At 43.7% G+C, this 11,990-nt stretch carries 10 protein-coding genes; 6 read left to right on the plus strand and 4 right to left on the minus strand.

Annotation, left to right across the window (positions count from 1 at the left end):
* Window positions 1–85 precede the first annotated feature (85 nt).
* On the minus strand, window positions 86–1,135 hold the full coding sequence (locus HLI_RS12650; protein ID WP_128525292.1) for a Delta(5) desaturase DesA: 1,050 nt from the start codon (window positions 1,133–1,135) through the stop codon (window positions 86–88).
* 254 nt (window positions 1,136–1,389) lie between these two features.
* On the opposite strand from HLI_RS12650, the gene HLI_RS12655 reads away from it, so the two are divergent.
* The 5 genes from HLI_RS12655 to HLI_RS12675 all read left to right on the plus strand — a co-directional run bounded on the left by HLI_RS12655 (window position 1,390) and on the right by HLI_RS12675 (window position 6,936).
* Window positions 1,390–1,824 carry a universal stress protein gene (locus tag HLI_RS12655; protein WP_128525293.1) on the plus strand — a complete coding sequence of 145 codons (435 nt, stop codon included), beginning with the start codon at window positions 1,390–1,392 and terminating at the stop codon, window positions 1,822–1,824.
* A gap of 329 nt (window positions 1,825–2,153) precedes the next feature.
* The gene (locus tag HLI_RS12660; RefSeq protein ID WP_128526886.1) at window positions 2,154–3,068 is read left to right on the plus strand and encodes a proline dehydrogenase family protein; all 915 of its coding nucleotides are present in this window, start codon (window positions 2,154–2,156) and stop codon (window positions 3,066–3,068) included.
* A gap of 34 nt (window positions 3,069–3,102) precedes the next feature.
* Window positions 3,103–4,650 (plus strand): L-glutamate gamma-semialdehyde dehydrogenase, encoded by a 1,548-nt coding sequence (pruA, locus tag HLI_RS12665; RefSeq protein WP_128525294.1) that lies wholly within the window; start codon window positions 3,103–3,105, stop codon window positions 4,648–4,650.
* 512 nt (window positions 4,651–5,162) lie between these two features.
* Entirely contained in the window at window positions 5,163–6,467 is a 1,305-nt protein-coding gene (locus HLI_RS12670; RefSeq protein ID WP_128525295.1) for a PucR family transcriptional regulator, read from the plus strand.
* Between the two features lie 121 nt (window positions 6,468–6,588).
* Window positions 6,589–6,936: a YidH family protein gene (locus tag HLI_RS12675; protein WP_128525296.1), complete on the plus strand. Its 348-nt coding sequence runs from the start codon at window positions 6,589–6,591 to the stop codon at window positions 6,934–6,936.
* 58 nt (window positions 6,937–6,994) lie between these two features.
* On the opposite strand, the gene HLI_RS12680 is transcribed toward HLI_RS12675, so the two are convergent.
* From HLI_RS12680 to HLI_RS12690, 3 genes are all read right to left on the minus strand, one after another.
* Complete coding sequence (locus HLI_RS12680) at window positions 6,995–8,392, minus strand: MDR family MFS transporter (protein WP_128525297.1); 1,398 nt, start codon at window positions 8,390–8,392, stop codon at window positions 6,995–6,997.
* 180 nt (window positions 8,393–8,572) lie between these two features.
* Window positions 8,573–9,790: a dicarboxylate/amino acid:cation symporter gene (locus HLI_RS12685; protein WP_128525298.1), complete on the minus strand. Its 1,218-nt coding sequence runs from the start codon at window positions 9,788–9,790 to the stop codon at window positions 8,573–8,575.
* Between the two features lie 277 nt (window positions 9,791–10,067).
* A complete protein-coding gene (locus HLI_RS12690; RefSeq protein ID WP_128525299.1) occupies window positions 10,068–11,468 on the minus strand; it encodes a sodium/glutamate symporter in 1,401 nt (466 codons plus the stop codon).
* A gap of 297 nt (window positions 11,469–11,765) precedes the next feature.
* On the opposite strand from HLI_RS12690, the gene HLI_RS21655 reads away from it, so the two are divergent.
* Window positions 11,766–11,915 (plus strand): hypothetical protein, encoded by a 150-nt coding sequence (locus HLI_RS21655; protein WP_164908549.1) that lies wholly within the window; start codon window positions 11,766–11,768, stop codon window positions 11,913–11,915.
* The last annotated feature ends 75 nt before the right edge of the window (window positions 11,916–11,990 follow it).

Genomic DNA, 11,990 nt, shown 5'->3' on the forward strand with positions numbered 1-11,990 from the left:
ATCTTCTCTTTGAGCAGAGGGAAAAACAGCTTTGGAAGGCCAGAATGAAAGAAAGAAGTCCATTCATCTGAATGGACTTCTCACATTACTGATCGTCTTGTAAGCTTGGCTGTTTATTCAGCATGGAAGATCGTTGTTTTTTCAACAATGGCTTCACTTCTTTAAAGGATATGAACGTTTTATTTGCCTTGTCATAAAGGCGGAATCGGATCGACTGAAGGCTCGTGGCAAGAGTGATCGTTGTTGCATGTTGAAGCGGCGGTGTTTCTTCGTGTGCTTTCTCTAACATATAATTCGGGACGCGCGGACTCAAGTGATGGACGTGGTGGAAACCGATATTACCGGAAACCCACTGTAACACTTTAGGCAGTTTATAATACGAGCTACCATCTACAGCTGCTTTGACAAAGTCCCATTCGGATTCATCTTCAAAATAAGAATCCTCAAATTGGTGCTGGACGTAGAATAACCAGATGCCGAGCATGCCAGAGACATAGAGAACAGGGAGCTGGATGATCAAGAAAGCCTGCCAGCCAATCGCCCAAATAAGCAAACCGTAGATGACGGCGATGGATGTGTTCGTCAAATATGTGTTCATACGTTCTTTTCGTTTTGCGCCTTTACGGTTGAAACGGTTGGATACAAGGAACAAGTAGATTGGTCCAAGGCCGAACATGACAATCGGATTTCTGTAAAAACGATAGGCGAAGCGTTCTTTAAGAGAAGCATTCAAATACTCATCCACAGTCATGACCCATATATCTCCTGTGCCGCGTTTATCCAGGTTCCCACTTGTTGCGTGGTGGATATTGTGGCTTCTCTTCCATTTGTCAAAAGGGAAGAGGGTCAGAATTCCGGCGATTGTTCCTATAATCCTGTTTGCTTTACTGCTTTTCAAAAAGGATTGGTGTGTACAATCGTGGAATATGATGAAAACCCGAATGACGAACCCACCTGCGATTATAGCAATCGGGAGCGCCAGCCAGACAGAAATGGATAAGCTTGCGTAAGCTAAAGTCCATAATAGAACAAAGGGTACGAGTGTATTGATAAGCTGGCGAACGCCTGCGGATGTATCTGGTTTCGCAAAGCTGGATACGCTTTTTTTCAGCTCTTTTTGTTTCTCTTTATTCATAAAAACGACTCCTTCACGTTTGGTCATAACCTTATGATAGGTTAAAAACAATGTTTTTATAAGACACAAACGTCAGTATCTTCGTATGACACTTGTCATGGGTATCTGTCTATTCTTGGGAGGTGAACATGGAAAGGAAGCTTTAAAATTAAAAGGATCCTTTTAATTCAGAGATTAGACTACCGTTAAGAAATCGCTTACATTATGCTATAATAGAAGTAAGAAACAATACTCTATTAATGGAGGGTTTCCCTATGACCAAACGAATTCTCGTTGCGTACGATGGGAGTGACTTGAGTAAAGAAGCGGTATGGGAAGCGAGGAATCAGGCGTGTGAAACTCCAAAAAGGGAGATACACATCGTATCAGTTGTCAAACCGACTGGTCCCATGACAAATGCTGTAGTCTCACGAAGTATCGGGAACGAAATGGCAGAGAAGTTCCGTTCAGAAATGGATGTGTTGAAAGAACAGATGGATTCACCGGAAGTGGATGTCGTCAGTGAAGTACTCGTTAGTAAAGTAGAAGGAAATCCTGGTGTCAGTATCTGTGAATATGCGGATGAGCAAGCAGTGGACTTGATCATCGTCGGGAGCCGCGGCCTTGGTAATGTGAAGAAACTGTTCTTAGGGAGTGTGAGCAATAACGTCGTCCAGAATGCCACCTGCCCTGTTTTAGTCATGAAATAAAGAAAAACGAAAGCCTGAAGGCTAATCCCTTCAGGCTTTCGTTTTTTTATTGGGCGGAGACTTTATTGGTTCTTCCTCAGGTCATCCAAATTCTGGATGACCTGAGGAAGAACCATGTTTTCCCATTAATTCCGTGCTCTAAACGGGGGCTTTAGTCTTTTGTGTTTAAACCCTAAAACTAGGGGGTTATCTTTGTGTTTGGCGCACGTTGTCGAATGGAAGCGCTATCCGTTATAATTTTCTTAACAGTTAAAAAACAAATTTTCCATTCCACCTAAAGCAGACCCACATGGTTATCGATAGGAGAATGATGAAAGGGTGTGGTGATCTTGGAAGCCATCAGTAAGAACTTTTTCTTATACCTTTCTAACAACAAGATGTTAGATCGCTTTGCTAAGCGTTTCGGCAGTAGATTTGGGGCTGACAAGATAGTAGGGGGAGAGACTTTCTCCCAGGCAATTCCGTTAATACAGCAATTGAACCATGAGGGACTTGAAGTAACTGTTGACCATTTAGGTGAATTTGTAGACTCTGAAGCAGAGGCCAGGGATCGTGCGGGAGAATGTATCCGCAGCATCCAGCAGATAGCGAGCAATCAGTTGAAGTCAGAAGTATCACTGAAAATGACTTCTCTTGGATTGGATATCAGTCATGAGCTCGTAATGGAAAATATGGAGCTCATCTTAAAAGAAGCCCAGAAGCACAACATTACAATCACCATTGATATGGAAGACTCCTCAAGGTGCGGGGCCACTCTGGACATTTATAAAGCATTGAAGAAAGATCATCCGAATCTGGGGACGGTCATTCAATCATACCTTTACCGCTCAGATGAAGACTTGGATGAACTGGATCCTTATGATCCATATTTACGCCTCGTCAAAGGGGCCTATAAGGAATCTGGAAAAGTTGCTTTTCCGGAGAAAAACCTTGTCGACGATAACTTGAAACATCTGATTAAGAAGAACTTGTTGAATGGAAATTATACAGCCATCGCAAGTCACGATGATGCCATCGTCGATTATACGAAGCAATTGGTAAAAGAACATGATATTCCGACTGACCGCTTTGAGTTCCAAATGCTCTACGGCATGAGGACTCAAATGCAGCAGGATCTCCTCAATGAAGGATATACCGTCCGCGTTTACTTGCCATATGGCGAGGACTGGTACGGCTATTTCATGAGACGTCTGGCCGAAAGACCAGCGAATATCGCATTTGCAGTCAGAGGAATTTTCAACTAATCAATATTTCCAAAATCAGAAAGGGGAATTTATCATGGTACAGCCTTATAAACATGAACCATTCACAGATTTCACAGTAGAAGAAAATAAGAAAGCTTTCGAAGAAGCATTGAAGCAAGTGAAAGAAGAATTGGGTCAACATCATGACCTTCTGATTAATGGAGAACGCATCCGTACAGATAATCAAATTACTTCTACGAACCCTGCCAATACAAAACAAGTGGTAGGTACGGTTTCCAAAGCGAATCAAGAACTTGCTGAAAAAGCAGTCCAATCCGCTTCTGAAGCGTTCAAAGACTGGAAAAAATGGGATCCACGCGCTCGAGCTGAATTGCTTTTCCGTGCGGCTCATATCATCCGTCGCCGTAAACACGAATTCTCTGCCTATCTTGTTTATGAAGTAGGGAAGCCTTGGAAAGAGGCGGATGCGGATACAGCAGAAGCGATCGATTTCCTTGAATATTATGGTCGTCAAATGATTGAGTTGAAAGATGGCAAACCAGTGGAAAGCCGTCCAGGCGAACAAAACCGTTACATCTATACGTCTACAGGGGTCGCTGTTGTCATCCCGCCTTGGAACCTGGCATTTGCAATCATGGCTGGAACAGCGATTGCTCCATTGGTTACAGGAAGCACTGTAGTTATGAAGCCAGCTAGTAACAGTCCTGTCATAGCTGCTAAATTCGTAGAAGTATTAGAAGAAGCAGGCCTTCCGAAAGGCGTATTGAACTTTGTGCCAGGAAGCGGGGGAGAAGTTGGAGACTATCTCGTCGACCATCCTAAAACAGCGCTCATTTCCTTTACAGGATCCCGCGATGTAGGTACACGCATCATCAAACGTGCTGCAGAAATTCAAGAAGGTCAAAACCACTTGAAGCAAGTCATTGCTGAAATGGGTGGTAAAGATACCGTAGTCGTCGATAAAGAAGCGAACATCGAAACAGCGGTAGATGCCATCGTCGTATCTGCTTTCGGATTCTCAGGACAGAAGTGCTCTTCCGGATCCCGTGCAGTCGTCCACGAGGATGTTTACGATGAAGTGTTGGAAAAAGTGAAAGAGCGTACTGAAAAGCTTACCGTTGGAAACGCTTCTGAAGAGAATGTCTATATGGGACCTGTCGTCGATCAAAGCGCTTATGATAAAATCATGAGCTATATGGAAGTTGGTAAAGAAGAAGGTCGTCTTGTCACAGGCGGAAAAGGTGACGATTCCAAAGGTTATTTCATTGAGCCTACAGTATTTGCGGATCTTGATCCAAATTCCCGTATGCAGCAAGAGGAAATCTTCGGACCAGTTGTCTGCTTCACAAAAGCTAAGAACTTCGATGAAGCTCTCGAAATTGCCAACAACACAGAATATGGTCTAACAGGTGCGGTCATCTCTGATAATCGTGATCATCTGGAACAGGCAAAATATGACTTTCACGTCGGGAACCTGTACTTCAACCGTAACTGTACAGGTGCCATCGTAGGCTACCAGCCGTTCGGCGGGTTCAAGATGTCCGGTACTGACTCCAAAGCGGGTGGACCAGATTACTTGGCCTTGCACATGCAAGCGAAAACAATCTCCGAAATGTTTTAAATCAATGCCTGAGGCTCCCCCAAACTCTTGGGGGAGCTTTTTTAATAGAATCAAAAAGTGGAATCCATATAGGGGGTTGAAGTGTGTGCTACTCCTTTTAAGTAGGTAGCCCTTCGCGACATAAGCAGTCCATTTACGTGGGGGAAGCCCGCCCCACTGCAATGTTCTGCTTATGCGTGTCAGGGCTGTCAACCTCTCGCCACACTTTCAATATATCCAGCTCCAGTGGACAGACACTCGAGGTCTTAAGTCCAATGTCTGCGTGAAGAAAACCGCTTCACTCAGAAATTGTTCTTAAGCTTGTCGTGTCTACCAGTCCACTTCCACTTTTAAAGTAATCCGGTTCTGAGAGGTAGCCCTTCGCGACATAAGCAGTCCATTTACGTGGAGGAAGCCCGCCCCACTGCAATGTTCTGCTTATGTGTGTCAGGGCTGTCAACCTCTCGCCACACTTTCAATATATATTTCTTTTTCTTTCTATGACAAACCGATATAATGGAGGGTAACGAATTATGACATTCAGCCTACTCGGAAAGGTTAGGGTTCCTATGGAAGTAAAAGAATTGATCCTTCAGGCGGAGGACATCCATAAAGCGACAGAGCTGATCAGTTCTAAGCTGAAGAAGCCTGTCATCATAGAGAATAAAAACTTTGAATTGGTATCCTATAGTTCTTCTTTTGATGATTTCGACCAAACTCAGCAAAAGACAATCCTTTCGAAGAAGTGCCCGATTTTCATCATCGATCGGTTGAAGAAAGAAGGGATCGTGCAACGTTTGGAACAGCATCCTGATCCGATTCGTGTCCATCCTATCGAGGATCTCGGGTTTCACCAGCGAGTGGTGATTGCAGCGAAGCATCTCGGTCATACAATGGGGTACGTCTGGGTGCAGGAGTCCGATCATTTGTTGGATGCAGAGGAAATGGAGTTTTTAGAAGAGATTACGCCGCATCTCGGAAAACTGATTTATGATCAGTTCATGAAGGTGAATGCCAAGGAAGGTCGTAAAGAGGAATTACTTTGGCAATTGCTGCATCATGAATATGGCAGTGAGAGCCAATTCCGTCACGATGCTTCACTGGCGAAACTTCAAATTCCTGAGCGTTTTTCAGTCATGGTCTTTTCAGTGACGGCGCCCCAGTATAAATACATGCTCGACTACTTGGAAAACACGGTGAATCGTTTTAGGACAGATAAAAAACTCTATTACTTGAAAACAGAATTCCAACTCATCATGGTCATTGAAGGCAGGGAAAATGAGAGCTTTTCTTCAAGAAATATTGCTAGAGATCTGATCGATGAAGTGAAGTACGAAACGGGAGAAGAAGCGTTTTATCACTTTTTAATTGGTTTAGGGAAAGAGTATAAAAAGCTTTACAACATGAGGAAAAGTTTCCTCGAAGCTTTGGAAGTGATCGAAACCGCCAACTTCATCAGTCCTCGCCCAGAGTCAATGCCCAGGGAATTCGCCAATCTCGGAATATACAGATACTTGGCTGCCCTGTATGAAAAGAACAGTTCGGAAGACTACTATAGTGAAGATCTTCTGACACTGATCAAGAATGACTCGGATAAACAGACAGAGCTTTTACTTACACTGGAAGCCTATTTGGCAAATAACGGGAAGGGGAAGCAGACAGCGAACGAGTTGTTTATCCACCCCAATACGTTGAATTACCGGATCAAACAAATCCAGGAGCTCACGAACATCAATTTCTCTGACTTTAATATGAAAGCTTATTTGTACACAGAGTTGTTGCTGTTGAATAATGTAGAGAACTACTATCAACGATATAAATCAGCCTTACAAAAATAATCTGAAGGAGAGGGGTCTTTTTTAAAGGCGACTCTCCTCTTTTTTAACTGAGGAATTTGACATTCTCCTCTGAAAAGCTTTATTCAATGGGAAAGGAAGTTTAAAAAAGGAGGGAAGACAAATGGATGAACAAAAGTTGATTCAACAGCATCTGGCTAATGAAAGGACGTACCTGGCCTGGATCCGGACTAGCATCGCTCTTGTAGGGGTAGGTTTCCTTGCAACCACCGTCCACATGACAGCATTACCGGATGCAGGGGATGTGGGCAATAAGCTGGCCATTCTCGTCAGTATTGTGTCTTTATTCCTCGGCATCATGACGATTGTCGGGGCAACGATCAATTATTACCAAACACGAAGAAATATCAACGAAAGCCGTTTTGCTTCATCCCATCGCATCATTGCTTATATGACTACAGTCGCTTTATTGTTAGTCGTTTTAGTCTCTGCTTATCTCCTGTTTGTTTAATCCTGCTTATACATAATAAAGACCCTCGTTGAAACGAAACAACGAGGGTCTTACTTTCCTAGGCAGCAGATTCTTCATCAGGACGTGATTGGCCGATGAAGAAGGCCATGATGAAACCTGCGACGGCAATGAAACCTGCCACAAGGAACGAAATATTGACGCCGTGAATGAGCCCGGGCACCCCTTCAGAAGGAATGGTCTGACTCGTCATGACTGAGACAAGCAATGCAGTGCCTACTGCTCCTGATACTTGGCGCATCGTATTGTTCATCGCTGTTCCATGGGGCATAAGGTGTGCTGGCAGCTGGTTCAGTCCAGCTGTCGTTACGGGCATCATCACCATGGAAATTCCGAACATCCGGACACAGTTTACCAAGGCAAGGTACGTGAAAGTAGTCGAAGGATTCAAGTTCGTAAACATGAATGTAGAAATGACAAGCAATGCAAGACCTGTGATAGCGAGCCATTTTGCTCCGAATTTATCAAAGAGTCGACCGGTGATCGGGTTCATGATCCCCATTAAAAGGGCTCCAGGGAGGAGCATGAGTCCCGATTCAAAGGCAGTGAAACCGAGCATGTCCTGCATGAGAATAGGCAGGATGACGGCCCCGCCGATCATGGCAATGAATACAATCATGCCAAGAGCAGTGGTTAAAGTGAACGTCTTGTATTTGAATATCCTGAATTCGAGTATTGGTTTTTCCAGTTTCATTTGTCTTGTTATGAACAGGGTCAATGTAACCGCTCCGACAAGGAGTGAAATCAGCACTTCAGGACTCGTAAAGCTCCCATTCCCCGCCACACTGAATCCGTAAAGTATTCCACCAAATCCGAAGGTGGATAAAATGATTGAAATCGGATCCACTTTAGGGAAAGTCTGTTTGGTTACATTTTTCAAAATGAAATAAGCGACGATGATATCTATTATGGCAATTGGTAAAATGACGAAAAATAAACTTCTCCAAGGAAATTGCTCGACAAGCCAGCCGGAAAGTGTCGGTCCGATCGCTGGTGCGAAGGCAATGACCAACCCGAACATCCCCATGGCAGCCCCTCTTTTCTCTATTGGAAAGACGAGGAAAAGGATCGTTTGCATTAAAGGGAGGATAATGCCGGCGCCGGAAGCTTGTAAAACTCTTCCCGCAAGCAGTACCGAAAAGTTCGGAGCTAACCCGCAGACGAGTGTACCTGCTGCGAATAAGCCGAGAGCTGTCATGAATAATTTTCTGGTGGTAAACCTTTCAATTAAAAATGCTGTAATCGGAATCATGATGCCGTTGACTAACATGAAAATGGACTGCAGCCATTGGGCTGTGTTGGCATCTAGATTCAAATCGGCCATTATATGTGGCAGCGCTGTTGCTAATAGTGTTTGGTTCAAAATCGCAACAAAGGCCCCTGAGATCAGTACGATCATCAAAGGGACCCGATTTATGGATGGTTCTTGCTCTGACATGAATACCCCTTCTTTCTAATACTTAGGTCGCTAATCATTAATATTAACATAAGACTTGTGATCGCATCACCTGTTTTGCTTTCCATATTTTATTAACACTCCATAAAGATTAGCTGGCTAATGAAAAGAGACTACGGAAGCTTCATTCCGTAGTCTCTCTAATTAAATATTTTTTTACCATTAAGCTTTCCTTTTTTCTGTTTTGTTGATGACGGATGTACCGACAAGGTCACCGGTGACGTTAAGTGCTGTAGCTCCCATTCCGACGAATACATCTACTGCGGCCAATAATGCAACAGCTTCCATCGGCAAACCTACTTGGGAGAATACAGTGGCAATCATAATGATGCCTGCTCCTGGAACGCCTGCTGTACCGACTGAGGCAAGTGTGCCGACAATGACTACCTGCAGAATGGCAGCAAAACTCAGCGGATCACCAACGACGTTTGCAGCAAATACAGCAGAAATCGCAATACGGATCGCTGCACCATCCATGTTAATGGTCGCCCCGAGTGGCAAACTGAAACCGTAGAGATTTTTTTTCAAACCGAGGGCTTGTGCTGCGTTTAAAGTTACCGGCAGAGTCCCTGAACTGCTCTGTGTAACAAAAGCAGTAATCATAGGTGTACGGGCTTCTTTGAAAAAGGACAAAGGACGCTGTTTGGTAACTAACAGGACAAGAATGTAAAGAGCGAGCTGTACGAGAAGACCGACATAAAGGACTAAAATGAATGTCCCTAAAGATCCGAGGGTTTCCGCCCCTTGTGTGCCGACAATCTCAGCGACGATGGCTAAGATTCCGATGGGAACATATTGTAAAATCCCTTTCATGACGGTAAGGGTCGCTTCGTTCAATCCTTCAATACCTTTGTAAAGACTATTACCTATATCGTTGTAAGCAGATGAAGAACGTAAATGGGAAATGGCTATCCCGAATACGAGTGCTGTGAAAATAATGCCTAGCAAGTTCATTTCAGTAAAAGCTGTAAGAATATTATCAGGTACAATATTCAACAGGACACTTGTGACTCCAGGGTTTTCAGGTACTTCTACACTTTCATTACCATCTAATGTCATTCCTGTCCCGGGGTTCAATAACGAAGCGACCGTTACGCCTACAATAATGGCAAGAGCCGAGGTACCCAGATAATAAAGGAACACTTTCCCTCCCATACGACCTAAACCACCAACACTCGTCTGGTTGACTCCTACAATTAACGTGAGAAGGATTAACGGAACAATGATGAATTTCAATAGCCGCATCAATAAATCGCCGAACGGTGCAAGTACGGCAGCTCCCTCCCCAAAGATCAAACCGATGAGGACGCCTATGATTAAGGCGACGGTAATTTTTTTGATCAAAGAAGTTTGGAGATACCCCTTCCAAATCTTATTCATATACAGCCTCCTTATTTTTTGTTTTTTGCAATTACAACTAAACCATTAATCCTGATCTATTTACTTATGATTACTGATATAAGATAAAGGAAGGAGACGTTTGATGTCAATGTGAATGCTTGGGATGTGTGATCTGCTCCTCTTACATAGACTTTACTTATCCTTCTCCATTACCCGTTGAATTGAGAAAGTATATGATCGGCCTTTTGAAAGCTTTTTTAAAAGACGATTCATACATGAAAAACGCCTGCCTTTTTATAAAGACAGACGTTTGGTGTCAGATTGAGGAGCCTTTTCCTTTTCCAAAGTAAAAGAGTCCTGAGAGGATTCCTACAGCTGTCATAGCTGCTGCAAGAATCAAGCTCGGCCATGGACCGAATTGGGCGATAAATGGAACGGACAATGCTGTCACAAAACCTCCGCCCAGAAATGGTTCATAGAACAATTGCTTGTATCCGAATGCTTCAAAAGCAGGGGATTCATTATCAGGGTCCACTACCCGCATCAATAGAAGACCAGTGGCTGTGACACCCATGGATTGGCCGAAGTCTCCAATGCCTCGTTCAAACCAGTAGTTCGGGATGAAGCGTGGGGCCAGGACGAGGAAGCCGAATAGGTTCCAGGCGATACCGGCTGCAGCCAGGATTAAGAATGGAACTAGATATTCACCGATCACGTCCAGGGAGACCGTAGCAATAGCGGTTAGAATCAACACATCAAGTGCCAATCCTTGAATCCGATTGATCATGCGTCGGTCAACCAGATTGTATTTGTCCTTTTTGTCAAAAACGATTTGAAGCAGAATACCGCCAAGCATTGCAACAGGGAATAGCGGAATGTATTCCATGAAATCAGAATTGATGGTGATCGCTTCAAGAGCAATCAACCCTTGGAGAATCCCCCAGCCTATTAAAATAGCCAACATGACAATCGCGAGGTGGAAGGATAAAGGTTCGATCGATTCTGGTCGCAGCGTCATTTTTCCAGCCGGTTCACGGTTTTGATATTCCATGACCCCGCGTTTTCTTAAATTAGAAAAGTCATCTACATCTTCAATGACCTTGGTCTTTTTATTTCGTACTCCCCAGTTAATCAGGATGATACCGAAGATCACTCCGGAAAGCACACCTACCGTCGCTAGACCGATCGCTAAATCGAAGGCTTCTGAGAAACCGAGTTCTTCGAAAGTGCTGGCCATACCAGCAGCCGTTCCGTGCCCACCTTCGAATGCAACTTCAATCAAGGCACCGGCCATTGGAGGTAAATCGAAAAAAGGTGTCAGGATTAATAAGACAAGTAAAAGACCGACAACATACTGCCCCCAGCCGATAGCCCAGCCAAAGGCGAGCTGTGGACCTGCATAATTCCATATGTCCTTCAACTTAGGGATGGTGGCTCCCAGGAACAAGCAGGCAAACACTATGTTGATCATCATTCCGGGCAAGGAAGACCAGACTTCCGTAATGTTTTCCGTCATTACTCCGTTTGCTAAGGAGTTATCGTCAGAGAAAAACTTCCCTAATACCTGTGGTCCTAACAATAATGCGATAAAGCCCCCGATGATGGAGGATGGTAAAAATAAATTTTGCAGCAGTGTTGATTTGACACGGATGATTTTCCCGACCAATAAGAATACACCAATATATAATAAGGCAAAGCCGATTTGGTTTGGAGTCATCTTTCCACCTCTTTCATTTATATAAATAGTAAAATTGCAGTATTTAATATCTAAGAACATTTCCTCTAATTGCTGGATTTAAAACCACTTTTTAAATGGAAATTATGGTGGATAATCAAAGAATGGATAAGGGATAGTAAGGCTGAGGTGAGTGGTTATTTGAAGGCTGGTTGTGAAACGATGACCTTTTTCCTGACTGGTTGCAAAAGAGGCTCGGCCATATATTTTCATGCATAATGTTCTGTTGTTTTTTGCAAACTAACTATGTAAGACATTGTCCTACACGAGGTGAAAATGATGAGTAAAAAAGACAAAAAGCCAAATCGTCAATTCAAAGAAACAAAGAACAAAGGCGAGCATAGAAACGGCCGTCTGGCTCAATTTAAAAATCATAGTACAGAATTCGGCGCAGAACCGAATGAGTATATTGATCGCGAGCGTTTATAAAAATCGCCCCGCCTCATAACAAAGTGTCTGTCCTTTATGAAGGGCAGGCACTTTTATTCATTCCTTACCCTTAAG

Origin of the sequence: Halobacillus litoralis (assembly GCF_004101865.1) — a bacterium.
GTDB lineage: Bacteria > Bacillota > Bacilli > Bacillales > Halobacillaceae > Halobacillus > Halobacillus litoralis_A.

What these genes read in the sequence shown, in the direction of transcription:
- HLI_RS12650 (WP_128525292.1), bottom strand. Translation starts at nt 1,135, where the DNA reads ATGAATAAAGAGAAACAAAAAGAGCTGAAAAAAAGCGTATCCAGCTTT.
- HLI_RS12655 (WP_128525293.1), top strand. Translation starts at nt 1,390, where the DNA reads ATGACCAAACGAATTCTCGTTGCGTACGATGGGAGTGACTTGAGTAAA.
- pruA (WP_128525294.1), top strand. Translation starts at nt 3,103, where the DNA reads ATGGTACAGCCTTATAAACATGAACCATTCACAGATTTCACAGTAGAA.
- HLI_RS12670 (WP_128525295.1), top strand. Translation starts at nt 5,163, where the DNA reads ATGACATTCAGCCTACTCGGAAAGGTTAGGGTTCCTATGGAAGTAAAA.
- HLI_RS12675 (WP_128525296.1), top strand. Translation starts at nt 6,589, where the DNA reads ATGGATGAACAAAAGTTGATTCAACAGCATCTGGCTAATGAAAGGACG.
- HLI_RS12680 (WP_128525297.1), bottom strand. Translation starts at nt 8,392, where the DNA reads ATGTCAGAGCAAGAACCATCCATAAATCGGGTCCCTTTGATGATCGTA.
- HLI_RS12685 (WP_128525298.1), bottom strand. Translation starts at nt 9,790, where the DNA reads ATGAATAAGATTTGGAAGGGGTATCTCCAAACTTCTTTGATCAAAAAA.
- HLI_RS12690 (WP_128525299.1), bottom strand. Translation starts at nt 11,468, where the DNA reads ATGACTCCAAACCAAATCGGCTTTGCCTTATTATATATTGGTGTATTC.
- HLI_RS21655 (WP_164908549.1), top strand. Translation starts at nt 11,766, where the DNA reads ATGAGTAAAAAAGACAAAAAGCCAAATCGTCAATTCAAAGAAACAAAG.